Here is a 19,641-nt window from a genome sequence, read left to right on the forward strand (position 1 = left end):
TCGACCGTCATCGCCGGCCCCCGAGGATGGAGTCCGGCGTTTCGCCGGCGCTGCCGAAGCCGAACGTGATCCGCTGCAGGCGACGTTCGACCTCCTCGCCGGACTGGTTGAACAGCGTGAAGTCACACGCGGGCGCCTCGCAGGCCGGGGATCCGAAGTAGACCTCGGCGATACCGGTGTCGTTGACGATGCCGATCATCGCCTGGCGGGCCCCGCCGCTGCCGGTCAGGTAGAAGGTCGGGTAGAAGGTGTCGCCCTGCCGGCAGCCCGAGCAGAGCATCCCGGTCGGGACCGTGAAGCCGGACCTGGTCCGCACCTGCGGCACCGCCCCCGGGACGGTCGGTCCCGTGTTCCAGTGCAGCTTCTGCCGGCCGCCGAGGACCACGTCCTGCGTCTCGCCGCCGTCCCGGCCGAGGACGGCAGGTCCGGCGTACTCGGCCCAGGTGGTGCCGTACCGGTTGACGGCCTCACCCTGCCGCTTGACCAACATGGTCAGGGTCTGCTGGGTGGTGGTGCGCGGCAGCTTCAGGGAGACCCCGACCGGCCCGGACTTCGACTCCTGCTGCCAGGTGAGGCCGGTGACCTCGCCGGGCCGGTCAGCGTGGAAGTAGTGGTCGACCCGGTCGAAGTCCTTCGTCCTGGCCCGGTACGGCAGGTCCCGCGGGATCTGGCCGTCCGTGCCGAACGCGGCGCCGTAGACCGTCGGAGTGGTGCTGCCGCCGAGCATGACCTGGACGTTCCGCGTGGCGGTGAGCCGCCTGATCAGGCGGTCCGCCTCGGCGTACGCCACGGACACGATCGGCAGCGCGGCGTACGGCTGGACCGCCGGGCAGCTCTGCGGCCCGTCCGCGCATTCGGTGCTCTGCGCGGGGACGGCGCCCAGCGAGGTGAGCCCCGGTGCCGCGACCAGTACACCGACGGCGCCCGCGGCGGCGGCCGCCGCCACCCGCTCGTCCCGCAGCCGCAGGAAGTCGCAGGTCGTGTCGCAGATGTCGGCGGGCGTCAGCAGCACCAGCCTGCCCCGGGCGTCGACCTTGGCGAGGTCGGCGGCGGACCCGGTGCCCGCGTGGACCACGGGCACCGTTCCGCGGATCGGCAGCCGGGGAACCGCGACGGTGATGTCCCGGCTGATCGTCGTCTCGCCCTCGCGCCACTGCTGCGCGCCGACCGCGATCGTGGCGTCCGGGGTGTGGTACCGGGCGGGCAGCCCGAAGGTGTGGCCGGCGCCGAGCACCCGCATGGTGACCGTCGGCGTGGCGAGCACGGTGTGGGTGTCGTGGGTGAGGGTGCCGGTGCGCACCCTGCCGGTCGGCAGTGCCCACCAGTTCGGCTCGTCGGCGCCGTATCCGGCCCTGAGCTCCGCAGTCATCGCCCACGCTCCGGTCGCCGAGACCCGCTCGAAGGAGTTGACCGCGTCGTACGTCTCGGTCGGCACGGGCGTCTGCACCCGCACCGGCCTGGCCTTGCGCAGGTCCAGGGTGACCGTGGTGGCCTTGGTGAGTCGCACCTCCGCCACCGCCGGGACGGCGGTGTGCCACTCGCCGGCCTCGTCCTGCCACTCCACCGCGACGGCGGCCGAGTAGACGCCGCCGAAGAGCGGCGCGGTCATCGAGTCCGCGCCGTCCATGCCGACCGGGCCGTCGTGCAGCAGCACTTGGTCGTCGACCGGCAGGAAGACGGCGTTGCCGTAGCGGACGGTGCTGGCGCCGGTCGGCGGGACGACGTTCATGGTCAGCGCGAACCGCTCGGGCTCCAGGAAGGTGCTGACCCGGGTGGTGGCCCGCAGCGTGCCCGTCGGGTCGTGGGCGTTCAGCAGACCGGTGTAGCGCCCGAAGACCCCACCGGTGTCCAGCACCCGGCCGTCGACGGTCACCGACACCTCGGCCGATCCGTTGCCGGGCACGACCACCTCGTCGCTGCTGACGGTGAACAGGCCGGCCGGAGCGGGCTGGTCGCCGGAGGAGATCGACGTGGCGAGCTTCAGGGTGATCGGCTGGTCGGTGTGGTTGGTGTAGGTGACCTTCTTAACCTGCGGCGAGTGCGGGTAGGCCAGCCGGCCGAAGCTCAGGTTCCCGTTCGCGATGATCGTCGGGTCGACCGCGGTTCCGACGTTGACCCGGCCGACGCCCTGGGCGTACACGTCGTGCCCGAGGTCGGTGGCGGTGCCCATCAGCAGCGCCTTGATCTCCTGGCCGGTCAGGTCCGGGTGCTGCTGGGCGATGATGGCCGCGGCGCCGGCCACGTGCGGGGTGGCCATCGAGGTGCCGCTGGCGGTGGTGTAGTGCTCGTCCACCACCGTGCCCATCGCCGTGCCGGCGGCACGGGCCGCGACGATGTCCACGCCCGGAGCCGCGATGTCCGGCTTGGCGGCGCCGTCCCCGACCCGGGGTCCCCGGCTGGAGAAGTCGGCCATGGCGTCTTCCTTGTCGACCGCGGCCACGGTCAGTGCCTCGTCGGCGGCGCCCGGGGCGCTGACCGTCTCGCCCTGCGGGCCGCTGTTGCCGGCCGCGACCACGAACAGGGTTCCGGTGTCGCGGCTGAGCTGGTTGAGCGACTCGCTCATCGGGTCGGTCCCGTCGGTGGCGCTGCCACCGATGCTCATGTTGACGACCTTGGCGCCGGAGTGGGCGGCCCACTCCATACCGGCGATGATCGCGTCGAGGGCGCAGGAACCGCCGTCGTTGCAGATCTTGCCGACCCGCAGCTGAGCGCCGGGCGCGACGCCCTTGCGCAGTCCGTTGGACGCGGCTCCGGTGCCCAGGATGGTGGCCGCCACGTGGGTGCCGTGTCCGTGCCCGTCCCGGGGGCCCTGGGCGTTGCCGCTGAAGTCGACCTGCTCGACGATCCGGCCGGCCACGTCCGGGTGGTTGGGGTCGATGCCGCTGTCCAGCACCGCCACCGACACGCCGGTGCCGTCGTAGCCGCGGCTCCAGGCGATGTTCGCGCCGATCTGCGGTACGGAGGAGTCCAGGCTGATCCGGGCCAGTTCGTTCAGCCACACCTTCTTGACCCCGGCCAGCGAACCGGCGGAACGGGCGGCAGCGGCGCCGGGCGTCGTCTTGCCCCGCACGTCCTGCCACCACCGACCGTCCCCGGCGATGGCCATCGAGCGGCCGTTGATGCTCGGGAGCGCCTTGCCGCCGGCCGCGCCGGCGACCCTGGGCGCCTTGTCGGCCGCGGCCTTCCCGGTGTACGTGACCAGCACCGGTACCTCGCCGACCTGGCCCGACGCGACGAGCGTCGCCAGCTTGGTCAGGTCGAACAGCCCCCAGTCGAGCACCCCGTTGCCGAGCAACGAGAGGGCGTCGTTCGGCACGACGTGCACGGCGCCCGTCCGGGTGAGGGTGTGGAACACGACGTCGGATCCGTCGGGCCGGGGGGCGCTCTCGATGTCCCGGACGACCGGCTTGCCGTCGGCGTCGACGCCGACGTACACCTTGTCGCCGGTGACCAGCGTCAGCGGGAGGGTCGCGCCGGACGCGGCGACGACCCGCAACAGGTCGTCGTTGGCGGTCACGGTCACGGTCCGCTTCTGCGGGACCTCGGGTATCGGCGCCTGCCGGATCGGCTCGGACGCGTGTGCCGCCGTGGTCGACACGACCATCGCGAAGATGGCCAGACCGGCGGTCACCGCGCCCAAGCGTCGCCCGAGACGCCTTGTTGCCGGGCTTCGCCTCATCTCTCAGCTCCTGCCATTCTGCGGTTACAGATGTGCGGGTGTGCGTGGGCGCGGGACGTGGTCCGGCGCCTCGATGCCCGCGAAGGCTTGTGGCCGTGCGAGCCGGGTCGGGTCGGGCGCGGTCCGGGGTGGGACGACGCCGGTCGGGGGCGATCAGGGTCTGGTCATCGGGACTCCTCGCTAGAGCGGTTCGTACTCGCCAGCCACGTCGGCACCGGCCGCGCCCTCGGCGGTCGGTGCGTCTGCCGGGCTCTCCGGCGGTCCTGCCGGTGCCTGGTCGTCCTTCGCACGACGGGCCGGCTCGGCGGGGACGCCGGCCGGTTCGGGCGTCGGCGGATCGGTGGGCAGCATGGTGAGAAGTGTGCGATCAAGCCCGCTGCCGGCTCGATTGGTCAAACGCGGTATTTAAACTCGTCGCTGGCTCGGGGGTTGTTTCTTCGTCGCCGCCGAGGTCGCGCGAATTTATTCGTCGCCCGCCGGCAGATGCCCCTGCTCGCCGACCAGCCCCAGCTCCACGACCCGGATCGCGAGCGCCGTCCGTGACGTCACGCGCAGCTTCCGCATGGCGGACTTCAGCTGGCTGGCCACCGTCTGCGTCGACACCACCAGGGCGTCGGCGATCTGCCGGTTCGTCCGGCCGCCGACCAGCAGGCGAGCCACCTCCAGCTCGCGTGGGGAAAGCTGGTTGCCGTAGCTCGGCCGACCGCGGCCCCGGGCCACCGGACCGCCCCATCCGTGCCCGTGCAGGAACCGCGCCACCCGGTCGGCGTCGTTGTGCGCGCCGAGCTTCGACAACGCCCGCGAGACCTCGGACAGCATCGTCAGGCCCGACTCGTGCCGGCCGGCGGCGAGCAGGCAGCGGGCCTGGTGCTCCCGGGCCAGCAGGGCGTCGTACGGGCGTGGCATCGCCTGCCACGCGGCGGACACCTGGGCGAACAGCGCCGCGGCGCGCGCCGGCTGCCCCTCGGCTTCGGCCAGGATCGCACGGCACCCCACCAGGGACGCCTGCGGCGCCGGCGCGTCCTTGTCACCGAGGTCCCGGGCGAACGCGGTCACCAGGTCGGTGGCGCGGTCGAGTTGGCCGGCGGCCACCAGCGCGGCGACCCGTACCGGGGCGAGCTCGGTGGCGCGGGGCCAGACTCCGCTGCGGACGGTGATCTCGGCCGGCTCGTCGGTGATCCGGAGTGCCTCGTCGGCGTCGCCGTCGCGCAGGTGCAACTGCGCCAGCGCGGCCGCGGCCTCGATGCGTTGCTGGTCGTCCCGGCCGGCGAAGCGCAGCCGTTCCTCGGCCGCCGCCCGGTCGCCGGCGGCGAGCTGCATCAGGCCCGCCACGAGGGCCGCCTCGCACCGGTCCTTGAGCCGTACCCCGTCGTCATCGCCGACCAGCGCCGTCGCCCGGTCCGCGAGCCCGTCCCAGGCGCCGGTGAACCAGTCCAGGTGGGCCCGGGTCGAGGCGATGCTGCCGAGGTGACCGAGGAACTGGTGGCTGTCGGCGAGGGCGAGCGCCCTGGCCAGTCTCGTCCTGGCCTCCTCGTACCGGCCCCACCGCATGGCCGCCTCGGCGACGTTCGTCTGGCCGATCGCGAGCAGCGCCGCCTCCCGCGGGCTGGCGGTGTCGTCCGGGATCTGCCGCGCCTCGGCCCACCCGGCCTCCTCGCCGAGCATGAGCAGCGCGAAGGCGCGTTCCAGGAACAGCCGCAACCGCTCGTGCGGTGCGATCGACGGCGCCACGGCGGGCGCCTCGTACAGCCACCGCAGGTGCTCGGCGGCCGGGCGCGCGTCGCCGAGCGGGATGGCGAGGAAGATCCGCGCGCGCGCCGCCTCCAGCGAGTCCGGCGTGAGGCGCGGCACCGCCTCCGCGATTTCGAGTCGGCCCGCCTCCATGGCGCCGGCCACCATGAGCACCCGGCCGAGCTGGAAGCGGACCAGGGCCTCCTGTTCCGCCGTCAACGCCGGAGCCCGGAGAGCGGTCCGCAGCGATTCGACGACCTTCGAGTACGGATCGGAGCCGGGCAGCGACTGAAACTGGATCTTCGTCACCAGCCGCACCAGTGGCTCCGCCGGCAGGGCCACCGTGGTGACCAGGTTGTGCAGCAGCAGGGCCGAGGTGGCCACGTCGCCGGACTGTGTGGAGAGGTCGGCCGCCTCTTCGGTGTACCGGCACGCCGCCTCGACCTCGCCGGCCTCCCGGAAGTGCCGGGCCAGTTGCGCCACCGGCGGCAGCGCCGATTCCGCCAGCGCCCGGCCCGCGCGCAGGTGCATGGCCCGGCGCTCCTGGACGGGGATGGCCTCGTAGACGGCGCGGCAGGCCAGTGAGTGCCGGAACGACCACTGCCCGCGCCCGTCCTCCCGGAGCAGGCCGCAGCCCAGTGCCTCGGCCACCCGCGCACCGGCCCGGTCCTCGGCAAGCCCGGTCACCGCGTTGAGGATCGGGTAGTCGGCCGGATCGGAGAGCACCGCGGCGGCGTGCAGGACCGTGCGCGTGTCGGGCCGGAGCCGCCCGACGCGTTCCAGCACGGCATCGCGGATGGTGGGTGGCACCTCGATGTGGTCCAGTCGGCGGCGCGCCCACGCGCCGTCCTGGCGGATCAGGTCGGCCCGGTCGTGCATCAGCCGCACCGATTCCTCCACCGCCAGCGGCACGCCCTCCGTCCGGCTGTGCAGGAAGGCCGCGAACTCGGCCGAGACGTGCTCGTCGGCGAGCATCGAGGAGACGATCGCGGCGGTCTCGTCGACCCCCAGCGGCTTGAGGGTCAGCCTGACCAGGTGCGCGTCGGCCGGCAGCCGGGAGGAGAGCCGCAACAGCAGCGAATCCGGGGGCAGTTCCTCCGGCCGGTAGGTCAGCACCACGCTCACCGGCTGGGGCCGGCGGGAGACCAGGAACAGCAGGAACTCCAGGGTCGCCTCGTCCGCCCAGTGCACGTCCTCGAGGGCCAGCACCGCCACGCCGAGCCGGCTGAGCAGTTCGACGAAGGCGCGGAACAGCCGGTGCCGGGCCGCGGTCGCGTCCTCCAGCGGCTCCGGCGCCGGCGGCAGGTCGGCCGCCCACTCGGGAAACAGTGGCCGCAGCGCACCGGCCAGGCCGCTGAGCCGCAGGTCGGACACGCTGCCGACACCCTCGCGCACCGCGTCCACCACCGCGCCGAGGGTGTACGGCTCGCGCAGCGGCGGGCAGGCTCCGACCAGGGCACGCGGCCCCCGCTCGGCCGAGGAGGCCAGGAACTCCCGCAGCAGCCGGGTCTTGCCGATGCCGGCTTCCCCGTCGAGCAGGACCACCGCCGGCGCTCGGCCGAGCGCCTCGCCGAGCACGGCGACCTCCCGGTCACGCCCGACGAACCGCGGCACGGAGAGTGCTGGAAGTTCAATGACGTCGATGTCGGCCCGTCTCACCAGCGCCCGCCCCCTCCCGGTCGATCACCGGTTCGGGGCGATTCTCGCGCGATGGTAGGGTTGATGTCCAACAATTCCTAATGCGGTCCAGCTAGTGAGACTGGCCGGATCCGGCGCGCGGGTGGTGGCGCGCACATAACCGGATATGACACATAAATAGCTTAGCTTTTACCCTGCCGCCGGACCGGTGCGTCCGTCCTGCGTGGACGGCTTGCGCGGCGGCGTGGAGCAGCGGATCCCGGCCCTGATCGGACCGCCTCGCCGCCGGAGCCGGCAATACGCCGGCAATGCGCCGGCGTCCGGCCGATCGGCGGCAGCCGGCTCGGCGAACATCCACCGAGAACCGGCGACAAAGCCGGGCGACCGTCGCCCCGAGCCGCATTCGCGGTATTCGCCGCGGTGACCGGGCACCCGTCGCGCCCGACCGCGGTGGCCAAATCGGCAATTGCAAACGGCGCCCTACCGCCGACGCAGATTGGCGCGACGCCTGACGACCGTGAACGCCATCCGCTGCCGCGCGACGCGGCGCCGCGTTCGCCGCCCGATCAGGCGGGCGTGGCCAGCCGGCCGGCCGCCGACAGTCGGCGGATCACCGCCGCATGGGGCACGGCGTGGCTGGTACGGCCGCCGACACCGGTGGTGGTGACGGCGGTGAACAGCGAGTTGAGCAGCGCCTCCTCGACCGAGTCCAGGACGGCGGCGAAGACCGGGTTGATCTCCCCGTCCGGGATCGGTGGCCGCTCGGGCGAGGCCGTGCTGACCGCGATCGCGTAGTCGCCGCTGCCGTTGCTGTACGACGCGCCGACCCGGCCCATCGCGAAGACCGCCCGCCGGGCGACCCGGCCGAGTTGCCGGGCGTCCAGGGGCACGTCGGTGGCCACCACGATCATGCACGAGTTGCCCGGTGCTTCGGTCCGGTCGGCGTCCGCGACCAGCTCCTCGACCGGCAGCGGGACGCCGAGCACGGTCAGCACTCCGCCGAAGTTGGACTGGACGAGGGCGCCGACGGTCGCCGGGCGGTCGCCCACCCGTACCGTCCTGGACGAGGTGCCGATGCCGGCCTTGAAGCCCAGCGCGGTGGTGCCGGTGCCGGCCCCGACGCAGCCCTCGGCGGGGGGCCCGGCGGACGCCGAGGTGATGGCGGCCAGCACGTGTTCCGCACCGACCGGACGGCGGCGGATGTCCGACAGGTGCCCGTCGTTGGTCTCGCCGACCAGCGGGTTGAACGACAGGCCGTCCGGCCGCTGGTCCATCAGGTAGCCGAGCAGGGCGTCCGCGGCGCGGAACACGGACAGCGTCCCGGTCAGGACGATCGGCGACTCCAGTACGCCGAGCTCGTCCACCTGGGTGGAGCCGACGAGCTTCCCGTGGCCGTTGCCGGCGTACACCGCGGCCGGCAGGGTCCACCGACCCGGGCCGAGCTGACTCGGTACGACGGCGGTGACGCCGGTGTGCAGGTCTGCGCCGTCGTCGATGGTGGTGTGCCCGACCAGGATTCCGGCGACATCGGTGATCGCGTTGTGCGGCCCGATGGACAGCGGTCCGACGACGACCCCCAGGTCGCGCGCCCGGCGGCTCAGCTGGCTCATGGTGCTCCTGTCCTCGCCCGCCGGGTTACGGGCCGGTCGGCCCCGGCGACTGCCCTCCCGACCGGTCGACGGAGGCTACCTGACCGTCCCTCGCCGGCCGGGGGGCATCGCACGCCCGACAGGTTCCCGACCTTCGCGGTGGACCCGGGCGGAGGGTGGCTCAGCCGCAGTTGCCCCAGCTGTACCGGCCGGCGCCCTGCCAGCTCGTGAAGTAGAGCACCTCACCCTCGTACATCACGCACTTGTCCCGGGCGGAGCGCTGGATGGCGGCGTAGTACTTGTAGTTTCCGGGGTCACGGACCCAGGAGCCGCCCTCCACCCGGATGCCCGCGGACACGCCGGTCGTCGAGCCGACGGCGACCCGCTTGAGGGTGGCGACACAGTTGTACCCGCTGGCGCTGTTGTACATCAGGTAGACGTCGCCCACCCTGGTGCCGTCCGAGGCGTAGATCGACCGGTGGCCGTCACTGGCGTACGCCCACGAGCCACCGAAGTCGTTGTTGCAGGCCTGCGCCGCGGTGAACGGGTTCGCCGCGGCCTGCGCCGGCGACGCGAGCGTCACCGCGGCGACGGTCGCGGAGAGAATCGAGATGGCCAGTCGTCGCGCTAATCCGCGCACACTTCCTCCAAGAGCTCCGGCGCCAAGATCGCGCACGTGAGCCGCCATGATCCCACAGTGGAGGGTTGCCCAAGATCAGGGGCGGGCCGGGCCCGGCCCGCCGTCCCTACAACGACGGTGCGGCCCGTGGGTTGTCGTCTGACTGCGGCGTCAGTCAGCTGGCTGGGTGGTCAGTCGTCTGACTGCCGCCTCAATCAGCAGATTCGGCCCACATCTTGGCGTTTCGGGTCATGCCGGTCCCAGGCCTTTGCTAGCTTCGTGAGGCCTCGTCGGTATTAGCCCTATTTGTGAGCTTCTGTCGACATATGCCACGACCTCCTTCCGGACCTGTCGGCGCCCTCCCCCGGCGACCGACCGGGCCCGCACGGGTGGTCGCCGCATGGCAGCCGGGGGTTCGAGCGTGTCGCGCAGGAGGTTCGCGTTTCCGTGGAGCAGGTCCGGTACATCAGCGCGTCCACATCAGCGGGGCGTCCGGAGGCGACGGTCGCCGGCCAGATGGTCGCCGATCCGGTGGACGGGCCACCCGGCGACGGCCGCGTTCCGGTCCACCGGCGTCTGCACCACGTGTTCGAGTCCGCCTGCGACCGGGACCCGTCGGCCGTCGCGCTGGAGTGCGGCGACGCCCGGCTGACCTACCGTGAGCTGGACGAACGCGCCAACCGGCTGGCCCATCACCTGCGCGCCCTCGGCGTCGCGGGCGGCGCCCGGGTGGCCGTCCTGCTGCAGCGTTCGGTCGAGACGTACGTGGCGCTGCTCGGCGTCGGGAAGGCCGGGGCCGCGTTCGTGCCGATCGACCCCGAGTCCCCGGCCGACCGGGTCGCGTACATCGCCGAGGACTCCGCCGTCGACCTGGTGTTGACCTCCTCGGCCCTCGCCGACCGGGTGGGCGACCACCGCGCGCTCGTCATCGACGACAGCGCCGCCGACCTCGCCGCGGCCCCCAGCCACCGGCCGGAGCTCGACGCCGACCCGGACCCCAGCGCCTACGTGATCTACACCTCCGGGTCCAGCGGCCGGCCCAAGGGGGTCGAGGTCGCCCAGTCGAGCATCTGCAACTTCCTCGACGTGGTGCCCGGCGTGTACGACGTACGCCCGACCGACCGGGTCTACCAGGGCATGACGATCGCGTTCGACTTCGCGATCGAGGAGATCTGGCCGACCTGGGCGGTCGGCGCGACCTTGGTGGCCGGCCCGACCGACTCCCGTCGCCTCGGCGCGGAGCTGGCGGACTTCCTCGACGAGGCCCGCATCACCGTCTTCTACTGCGTGCCCACCCTGCTGGCCACGATCCCGCGCGACCTGCCCCGGATCCGGAACCTGCTCGTCGGCGGCGAGGCGTGCCCCGGCCAGCTCGTGGAACGGTGGAGCCGGCCCGGCCGGCGGATCCTGAACACCTACGGGCCGACCGAGGCGACCGTCACCGCGACCTGGGGCGAACTGCTCCCGGGGCGGCCGGTCACCATCGGACGGCCGATGCCGACCTACTCGGTGGTGCTGCTCGACGAGCAGCGCCAGCCGGTCCCCGCCGGCGAGATCGGCGAGATCTGCATCGGCGGCCCCGGGGTGGCGCGCGGCTACGTCGGACGCCCCGAACTCACCGCCGACCGGTTCATCGAGCACCCGTTGGCGCCGCCCGGCAGCCGGCTGTACCGCACCGGTGACCTCGGGCGACTCACCGCCGACGGCGAGATCGAGTATCTCGGCCGCGCGGACTCCGAGGTCAAGATCCGTGGCCATCGGGTGGACCTCGGCGAAATCGAGAGCGTGCTGCTGGAGGACGACGAGGTGGCCGAGGCCGTGGTGGCGCTCGTCCCGGTCGCCGACGGCCCGGACGCCCCCCGCGAGCTGGCCGGCTACCTGGTCCCCCACGGTGCCGCCACCGCGGACGGGTGGGCGGAGCTGACCGCCCGGCTCTGCCAGACCCTCCAGACGCGGCTGCCGGCCTACATGGTGCCCTCCTTCCTGGACGTGGTCACCACGCTGCCGACCATGCCCAGCGGAAAGGTGGACCGGAAACGGCTGCCCACGCCGATCCGTCGGCTCACCCGTACCGCCGGCCCGCTGGTGGCCGCCGCGAGCGAGCTGGAGGAACAGATCCGCGCCGCGTGGGCGGAGGCGTTCGGCATCGAGCCGGCGGCGCTCTCGGTCGAGGCGGACTTCTTCACCGACCTCGGTGGACACTCGCTGCTCGCGGCGCGGGTGGTGTCGCTGCTGCGGGCCCGCAGCGTCGGCGTGAACCCCGCGGTCCGCGACCTGTACGCCCACCCGACCGTCCGTGACATGGCCGCCCAACTCGGCGCCGCCGAGCGGGTCGCCGGGCCGAGCGCACCCGCCCGCCCCGCTCCGCTGCGGCACAGCAGCCGCCGGATCGCGCTGGCCGGGTTCGGTCAGGGCGCGGTGATCTACCTGCTGCTGCTGGCCGTCACGCTGCCCGTCTCCTACGTCTACACGCGCAACGACGGCTTCGTCTCCATGCGCGTCCTCGCGGAACTGATGGTCGCGATCCTGCTCAGCTACCTCGGCGTGCGGTGGGTGCTGCCGGTGCTGCTGGCCCGCCCGCTGGCCGCCGGCGTCCGGCCCGGCCGGTACCGCCTGTGGGGATTCACCTACGTGCGGCTCTGGGCGTTGAACACGCTGCTGGCTATCGGGCCGCTCGCCGTGCTCAGCGGCTCCCCGCTGATGGCGACGTACCTGCGGCTGCTCGGCGCCCGGATCGGCCGCCGGACCATGATCGCGACCAGCGCGATCGGCCTGCCGACCCTGCTCTCCGTCGGGCGGAACACCTCCATCGGGTACGGCGTCTCGCTGCGCCCCTGGCGGGCGGAGGACGGCTGGGTGGTCGTCGGGCCGATCACCATCGGAGCGCACGCCTTCGTCGGCGCGAACGCGGTGCTCGAGCCGGGCGCCTCGGTCGGGGAACACGCCGGCGTCGGCGAGCAGACCGTCCTCGTCCACGGCGAGACGGTGCCGCCCGGAGCGCGCTGGGCGGGTTCGCCACCGGCCCCGACCCGCCGGCTCGCACCCACCGTCGAAGCCCTGCTCAGCTCCCACCCCCTGGACAAGGGCTGGCGCCCGCACCACCTCGCCGCCGCCCTGGTCGGCCTGATCGGCCTGGAACTCGGTGCGATCGCGATGGTGCTGCCCAGCGTGGCGCTGGTCTGGTGGGTGCTGCTGTCCCAGGGTCTGCTCGCCGGGCTCGTCGCGACCATTCCGGCCGGCGTCGTCTACGTCCTCACCGTCTGCGCGGTGGTCGCCGTCGGCAAGCGGCTCGTGCTGCCGCGGGTGCCGGTCGGCTTCCACCACCGGGTGCACTCGATGCTCGGTGTGCGCAAGTGGATCGTCGACAAGCTGCTCGAGTTCAGCCTGACGTTCACCAACTCGCTCTACGCGACCCTCTACACGGGCCCCTGGCTGCGCCTGCTCGGTGCCCGGGTGGGGCCGGGCGCCGAGGTGTCCACCGCCGCCCACCTGGACCCCGACCTGCTCACCCTGGGCGCGGAGAGCTTCGTCGCCGACATGGCCAGCCTCGGCGCCGCGACGTTCGGCAACGGCCGCGTGGCGTTCCTGCCCACCCGGGTCGGCAGCCGGGCGTTCGTCGGGAACGCTGCGTTCGTGCCGGCCGGCACGGTCATGGGTGACGGCTCGCTGCTCGGCGTCAGCACGCTGCCGCCCCACGACAGTGTCCCGGAGGGCACGTCCTGGTTGGGGTCACCGGCGATCCACCTGCCGGTACGCCAGAGCAGCGGATCCTTCTCCGAGGAGCAGACCTTCCGCCCGCCGCGCCGGGTGGTGGCGCATCGGCTGTTCGTCGAGTTCTTCCGCGCCACCCTGCCGGCCTCGGTGCTCGGCGCCAGCTTCTACCTCTACCTGCTGGCGCTCTCCTGGCTGGCCAACGGCCGGGACCTGCTCGTGCCCGCGCTGGTGTCGCCGTTCGTCGCGATGGCGTCGTGCGTCGCGGTGATCCTGTTCTGCGCGGCGACCAAACGCAACATCATCGGCACCTACCGGCCCCGGGTGGAACCGCTCTGGAGCCCCTTCGTCCGGCGCACCGAGTTCGTCACCGGCCTCTTCGAGGCCGCGGCGGTCCCGGTCGGCGTCGGGCTGCTGGTCGGCACGCCGTTCCTGCCGCCGGTGCTGCGCTGGTTCGGGGTCCGGGTCGGCCGGCGCACCTGGATCGGGACCACCTACCTGACCGAGTTCGACCTGGTCCAGATCGGCGACGACGCGACCGTGGGCACCGAGGTGTCGCTGCAGACCCACCTGTTCGAGGACCGGGTGATGAAGATGTCGGTGGTTACCGTCGGCGCCGGCGCGACCATCGGCACCCGGGCGATCGTGCTCTACGACGCCGTCGTCGGCGCCGACGTCAGCCTGGACTCGCTCTCCCTGCTGATGAAGGGCGAGCACCTCACGCCGGGCACCCGATGGCGCGGGATCCCCGCCCAGGGCGTGCTCACCCGCGAACCCGCCGAACAACGGGCGGCCTGACGCCGCGCCGTACGGCTGCCGCCGCCACCACGCGGCCGCGACCGGATCCGTCCATTCTCCATCCACGAGAGGAAGAACCACTCCATGAACAGGGTGCTCCTGGTGTCCGACGCCGCCTACTTCCGGATCGACTACGAGATCAACCCGTACATGCACACCGAGGTGCAGCCCGACCACGCGGCAGCGGTCGTCGAACACCTGAACATCGTCGTCGCGCACCGGGCGGCGGGCCGCCGCATCGAGTACGTGGCGTCGGCCCCGGAGTGCCCGGACATGGTGTTCACCGCGAACGCCGCGGTGGTACGGGGCGACCGGGCCGTCCTCGGCGCACCCCCACCCGAGCGCAAGGCCGAGCTGCCGTACTTCCAGGAGTGGCTGATCGAGCACGACTACGACATCGTGGAGGCGCCCTACCCGTTCAGCGGCCAGGGTGACGCCCTGGCCTGCGGCGACCTGCTGCTCGCCGGCTACGGGCAGCGTACCGACCGGCGGATGCACGACATCCTCGCTCGGGCGCTGGACTACGAGGTGGTGCCGCTGCGGACGGTGAGTCCCCGCTGGTACGACCTCGACCTGGCGGTGGCGGTCGTCGAGCCCGGGCGGACCCTCGCCTACTGCCCCGAGGCCCTCGACGAGCAGAGCCGCCGCCGGCTGCGCGGACTCGGCATGGACCTGATCGAGGTGGCCGTCGAGGAGGCGACCCGGTTCGCGCTCAACCTGATCAGCGACGGCACCACCGTGACCATGACCAAGGGAGCGCCGCGGCTCGCCGCCGAACTGCGCGCCCGCGGCCTGGAGGTCGTCGAACTCGACACCACCGAACTCGCCAAGGGTGGCGGTGGCGTGCGCTGCACGGCGCTGACCCTCGACAACCCCCTGCCGGCCAGGCCGTGATGGCGCCGGGCACCTTCGGTCGCTGGCTCGCCGCCGGCGAGCGGGCACTCACCGGCCGCGCGTTGACCGTGCGCTCGCCCCTACCCAGGCGGACGGAACCGCCGGTGGCGCTGGTCTACCGGGGTCCGGCCACGCTGCCCGGCTGCCCCGAGGCGACGGCGGCGCTGCTCAAGTCCAGCCGCTGGGGGTTCGACGTCCGCTACGTGGGCCCGGACGCGGACCTGCCGCTGAGCCACCGGGCGCTGGCCGGGGCCGCGCTCTACGCCCAGCCCGGCGGCGGCACCCTCAAGCGCGGCTACCGGCAACTGAGGCACCACCGCGACGAGATCCGGCAGTTCGTCCACTCCGGCGGGAGGTACCTGGGGATCTGCCTCGGCGGCTACCTCGCCGGGGCCACCCCCGGCTTCGCCCTGCTGCCGGGTGACACGGACCAGTACATCGCCTCCGCCGCCGCGACCGTGAGATCGGCGCGGGACACCGTCGTGGACGTCTCCTGGCGCGGCCGGCGGCGGCGGCTGTTCTTCCAGGACGGCCCGTACTTCTGGCTACGGCCCGGTGCCGAAGCCGACATCCTCGCGACGTATCCGAACGGGACGATCGCCGCGATGGTCACCCGACACGGCGCCGGCCGGGTCGGCGTCGTCGGCCCGCACCCCGAGGCCACCGACGACTGGTACCTGGACGCCGGGCTGCGGCCCGCCGACCGGCTCGGCGCCGACCTCGGCCACGACCTGATTGACACCGTGATGAGGCCATGACCCAGACCGCGAACCTCACGTGGGAGGACCTCGACCGGGCCGCCGAGGCGAACCGGCTCGCCACCGCCGCCCGGCGCACCAACGGTCAACCCTCGACCAGCGACCTGCCGGCCGGGCGATCCCGGCTGCTCGGCGTGGACGCCGCCCGGGGCGCCGCGTTGCTCGCCATGATCGCCGTACACTCGTTGCCCGAATCCGACGCCGCCGGGCAACCCACCTGGTGGTTCACCGCCTTCGCCGGGCGCGCGGCGGCCGCGTTCGCGGTACTGGCCGGGGTCGGTATCGCGTTCCTGACGGCTCGACAGCGGGTCCGGATGACCGCCGGCTCCGGTCCGGTGGCGGCACTGGTCGTGCGGGCCCTGGCCATCGGCGCGATCGGGCTGGCCCTGGGCTACACCGACGCGTCCCTGGCGTCGGTGATCCTGCCCTTCTACGCCGTGATGTTCCTGCTGGCCGTCCCGCTGGTGTTCCTGCCGACCTGGTTGGTGGCGGTCACCGGCGTGCTCGTCGCCGCCGGCGCTCCCGTCCTCCAGCACCTCCTGCTGCCGCGGTTGCCGGAGCCGACCTACGACAACCCGGGCTTCGCCCACCTTGTCGGCGACCCGGTCGCGCTGCTCACCGAGCTGACGGTCACCGGAGAGTTCCCGGCCGTGACGTGGCTGGCGTACCTGTGTGCCGGCCTGGTCGTCGGGCGGCTGGCGCTGACCCGGACGAGAGCCATCCTCGGGATGCTCGGCACCGGAGTCGCGCTCGCCGTCGCGGCGCCGGTGGCGTCGTGGGTCCTGCAGCACCGGTACGGGGGCTTGCAGCAGATCTCGGTCACCCAGCCGACGAGCGGGCTGGACGCGGCGCAGATCGCCGAGTTGCTCGCGTTCGGCGGGGACGGCAGCACGCCCACCTCGACGTGGTGGTGGCTCGCGGTCGACGCGCCGCACACCGGCACGCCGCTCGACCTGCTCGCCACCACCGGGAGCGCGCTGGCCCTGCTCGCCGTCATGCTGCTCGCCAGCCGGGTGACCCGGAGCCTGCCGCGGCGGGCGATCTCCGTGCTGCTGCTGCCGCTGGCCGCGGCCGGTGGCATGGTCCTGACGCTCTACACCGCGCACGTCATGTTCATCAACTCGGACCTCGACTCCTTCGCGCCCGTGCCCGGATACCTCGCGCAGGTGGTGGCGTTCGTGTTGTTCGCCTTCGCCTGGTGGGCCACGGCCGGCCGAGGCCCGCTGGAGGGCCTGGTGACGGCGATCTCCGGCGGCGCTCGCCGGCTGGCGGTTCGCGACGGTCGTCGACCCGGCACCGGAATGTCACGGTACGCGCCCGAGCCGCGGGCCTACCGGGTCGAGCCGCCGGCGACGGGATGGCGCCCTGGCTGAGCGGGCGGACGGCGAGATGAGGCAGCCCGGATGGGAGCCGCTGCGGGCCAGGGCGCGGACGGTCGGTCGGCGGCGTCTCCTGGTCGGTGTCGGTGCCGCCGGCACCCTGGCGGCACTCGGCTGGGTCGGGGTGTCGGCGGTCTCCGGAGACGGGCCGCTGGCGCTGGTCTACCGGGGTCCCGCCGCGTGCTCCGGCTGCGCGGAGGCGGTGGCGGCCCTGCTGCGGGGCGCACCGGCCGGGTTCCGCACCGAGTACTGCGGCCCGGACGAGAAGCGGCCGGTGTCGCGGAGCGCGCTGGCCGAGGCGGCGGTGTACGCGCAACCCGGCGGCGGGAACGTCGGCCCGGCCTGGCGGCGGATGCGCGACTACGCCCAGGAAATCCGCGGCTTCGTCGGCGACGGTGGGCACTACCTCGGCTTCTGCCTGGGTGCGTACCTGGCCGCCGCCGATCCCGGCTTCGGCCTGCTCGACGGGAAGGTGGGCCGCTACATCGACACCGCCGGCGCGAGCGTCGACAGCACCGACGACACGGTGGTCGAGGTGCGCTGGCGCGGACGCGCCCGGCACATGTACTTCCAGGACGGGCCGACGTTCCAGCTGCGTCCCGGTGCGCCGGGCAGCGTGCTCGCCACCTACGACACCGGCGCGGCCGCCGCCGTCGTCACCAGCTACGGCGCCGGGCGGGTGGGCCTGGTCGGACCGCACCCCGAGGCTGACCGCTCGTGGTACGTCGACGTGGGGCTGACCAACCCGGACGGCGTCCGGTTCGACCTGGGCCACGACCTGATCGGCGCCACGGTGGATCGGAGCGCCCCGGCTCTCGACGGGACCTGACTCCTGTCCGGCCTCAGCTGAACCGGTCGCGGCCGCACCGCTGAGCCGGTCCGGGTTCCTTGTGCCCGGACGATACCTAGAACTACTATGCATCAGAGTTCTAGGGATGGGTGCGGGAGGTTTCGTGCGGGTCACCAAGGATCTCGTGGCCGCCTCGGCGACGCCGATGGTGCTGGGCATCCTGGCCGAGGGCGAGAGCTACGGCTACGCCATCCTGCGACGGATCAACGAGCTTTCCGGTGGCGAGCTGGACTGGACGGAGGGCCTGCTCTACCCGTTGCTGCACCGGCTCGAGCGCCTCGGCCACGTCGAGTCGAGCTGGCAGTCGGTCGCCGGGGAGCGACGGCGCAAGTACTACCGCATCACCCGGAGCGGCCTGGCCGAGCTGGCCGAACAACGCCGCCAGTGGGACACCGTCGTTGGCGCGCTCAAACAGGTCTGGCACGGCTCCGGCGACTTCCGGCCATTCACCGCGGTCCCCCTGGAGGGCCAGGCATGACAGCGCCGGAGGATCGGAGCGAACTGGAGGCCCAGTTCACCCAGTGGCGGCAGCACGTGAACCGCCGCGCCGAGCTGCACCAGTCCGACGCCGACGAGCTCGAGGACCATCTGCGAGGTTCGGTCGACGAGCTGATGGCGGTCGGCCTGCGCGCCGACGAGGCGTTCCTGGTAGCGGTGAAGCGCATGGGCAGCCTGAACGACCTGTCCCGCGAGTTCGCCCGGGAGCATTCGGAACGGCTCTGGAAGCAACTGGTGCTGACCAGCGGGACGGGCGGCCCGGCGGCACCCACCCGGGCACGACGTGACCTGGTCGCGGTGGCCGCCTGCGCGGCGGGCGCGGCGGCCTCCGTCAAGGTGCCGGAGCTGTTCGGGATGAGCATCGAGCGGGACGGCGCGTTCTACGCGACCAACCTCAGCCTCTTCACGCTGCCCTGGCTGGCGGCCTTCCTGGCCTGGCGTCGGCAGGCCAGCAAGGCGGTGATCGGGGCACTGGTCGCGCTGTTCGCGCTCGGCGCGGTGGCGGCCAACGCGTATCCCCTCGCCGACGACTCCCAGTCGGTGGTGCTGACCGGCATCCATCTTCCGATCGCGCTCTGGCTCGTGGTCGGCCTGGCGTACGTGGCCGACGACCTGCGCTCGTCACGCCGACGGATGGACTTCATCCGGTTCACCGGCGAGTGCTTCATCTACTACGTCCTCATCGCCCTCGGCGGCGGCGTGCTGACCGCGTTCATGTTCGGCACCTTCGAGGCCATCGGGCTCTCCCCGGAGGGCTTCGTCTCGCAGTGGTTGCTGCCCTGCGGCGCGGCCGCCGCGGTGGTGGTGGCCGGCTGGCTCGTCGAGGCCAAGCAGAGCGTCGTGGAGAACATCGCGCCGGTGCTCACCCGGCTGTTCACCCCGCTGTTCACCGCCGTACTGCTGGCCTTCCTCGCCGCCCTCGGCCGCAGCGCGAACGGCATCAACGTCGAGCGGGAAGCGCTGATCCTGTTCAACCTCCTGCTGGTCGTGGTGCTGGGGCTGCTGCTCTACTCGATCTCCGCCCGCGATCCGCTGGCCCCGCCCGGCCTGTTCGACAAGCTGCAGTTCGCCCTCGTGGTCAGCGCCCTCGTCATCGACGTGCTGGTGCTGCTGGAGATCACCGGGCGGATCACCGAGTACGGCACCACACCCAACAAGGCGGCGACCCTCGGCGAGAACGTCATCCTGCTGGCCAATCTCGCCTGGTCGGCGTGGCTGCTGCTGGGCTTCGTCCGCCGACGCGCCCCGTTCGCGGCGATCGAACGCTGGCAGACCGGCTACCTGCCGGTGTACGCCGCGTGGGCCTGGGTCGTGGTCCTGGTCTTTCCCCCACTGTTCGACTTCCTCTGATCCGCCCACGGCCCGACCGCTACCGACGACGCTCGCCACCGGCCGTCGCCCCGGCCCGGCGGCGCGGCCGTCCGGCGACGCCGGGTGTCGACTGCCGCGAACACGTCAGGTGATGGCGCCTTGCTGCCGCGTGCTGCACTGTGGAGG

Annotated in this window: 12 protein-coding genes; 7 read left to right on the forward strand and 5 right to left on the reverse strand. The window is 72.9% G+C overall.

What is annotated here, in order from left to right; all coding sequences use genetic code 11:
* Window positions 1-7 precede the first annotated feature (7 nt).
* The 5 genes from FHX32_RS18080 to FHX32_RS18100 form a co-directional block, all read right to left on the reverse strand.
* Window positions 8-3,631: a S8 family serine peptidase gene (locus tag FHX32_RS18080; RefSeq protein ID WP_167184290.1), complete on the reverse strand. Its 3,624-nt coding sequence runs from the start codon at window positions 3,629-3,631 to the stop codon at window positions 8-10.
* Window positions 3,632-3,859: 228 nt separating this feature from the next.
* Window positions 3,860-4,030 carry a hypothetical protein gene (locus FHX32_RS18085; RefSeq protein ID WP_167184294.1) on the reverse strand — a complete coding sequence of 57 codons (171 nt, stop codon included), beginning with the start codon at window positions 4,028-4,030 and terminating at the stop codon, window positions 3,860-3,862.
* Window positions 4,031-4,141: 111 nt separating this feature from the next.
* Window positions 4,142-7,069 carry an AAA family ATPase gene (locus FHX32_RS18090; protein WP_167184297.1) on the reverse strand — a complete coding sequence of 976 codons (2,928 nt, stop codon included), beginning with the start codon at window positions 7,067-7,069 and terminating at the stop codon, window positions 4,142-4,144.
* Between the two features lie 545 nt (window positions 7,070-7,614).
* On the reverse strand, window positions 7,615-8,658 hold the full coding sequence (locus FHX32_RS18095; RefSeq protein WP_167184300.1) for a P1 family peptidase: 1,044 nt from the start codon (window positions 8,656-8,658) through the stop codon (window positions 7,615-7,617).
* A gap of 160 nt (window positions 8,659-8,818) precedes the next feature.
* The gene (locus tag FHX32_RS18100; RefSeq protein WP_167184303.1) at window positions 8,819-9,220 is read right to left on the reverse strand and encodes a hypothetical protein; all 402 of its coding nucleotides are present in this window, start codon (window positions 9,218-9,220) and stop codon (window positions 8,819-8,821) included.
* Window positions 9,221-9,703: 483 nt separating this feature from the next.
* Here FHX32_RS18100 and FHX32_RS18105 point away from each other — a divergent pair, with 483 nt between their 5' ends.
* From FHX32_RS18105 to FHX32_RS18135, 7 genes are all read left to right on the forward strand, one after another.
* Window positions 9,704-13,765, forward strand: coding sequence for a Pls/PosA family non-ribosomal peptide synthetase (locus tag FHX32_RS18105; protein WP_486481165.1), 4,062 nt, complete (start codon window positions 9,704-9,706; stop codon window positions 13,763-13,765).
* Window positions 13,766-13,849: 84 nt separating this feature from the next.
* Complete coding sequence (locus FHX32_RS18110; RefSeq protein WP_167184306.1) at window positions 13,850-14,659, forward strand: arginine deiminase-related protein; 810 nt, start codon at window positions 13,850-13,852, stop codon at window positions 14,657-14,659.
* Window positions 14,659-15,417 carry a BPL-N domain-containing protein gene (locus tag FHX32_RS18115; protein WP_167184309.1) on the forward strand — a complete coding sequence of 253 codons (759 nt, stop codon included), beginning with the start codon at window positions 14,659-14,661 and terminating at the stop codon, window positions 15,415-15,417. Before FHX32_RS18110 ends, FHX32_RS18115 begins: the two co-directional genes overlap by 1 nt.
* The gene (locus FHX32_RS18120; RefSeq protein ID WP_167184312.1) at window positions 15,414-16,790 is read left to right on the forward strand and encodes a heparan-alpha-glucosaminide N-acetyltransferase domain-containing protein; all 1,377 of its coding nucleotides are present in this window, start codon (window positions 15,414-15,416) and stop codon (window positions 16,788-16,790) included. The genes FHX32_RS18115 and FHX32_RS18120 overlap by 4 nt, the downstream gene beginning before the upstream one ends.
* 16 nt (window positions 16,791-16,806) lie before the next feature.
* A complete protein-coding gene (locus FHX32_RS18125) occupies window positions 16,807-17,625 on the forward strand; it encodes a BPL-N domain-containing protein (RefSeq protein ID WP_486481166.1) in 819 nt (272 codons plus the stop codon).
* A 124-nt stretch (window positions 17,626-17,749) separates the two neighbouring features.
* Complete coding sequence (locus FHX32_RS18130; RefSeq protein WP_167186124.1) at window positions 17,750-18,124, forward strand: helix-turn-helix transcriptional regulator; 375 nt, start codon at window positions 17,750-17,752, stop codon at window positions 18,122-18,124.
* Complete coding sequence (locus FHX32_RS18135) at window positions 18,121-19,494, forward strand: permease prefix domain 1-containing protein (RefSeq protein WP_167184316.1); 1,374 nt, start codon at window positions 18,121-18,123, stop codon at window positions 19,492-19,494. Before FHX32_RS18130 ends, FHX32_RS18135 begins: the two co-directional genes overlap by 4 nt.
* The last annotated feature ends 147 nt before the right edge of the window (window positions 19,495-19,641 follow it).

The organism is Micromonospora sp. CNZ280 (assembly GCF_011759515.1).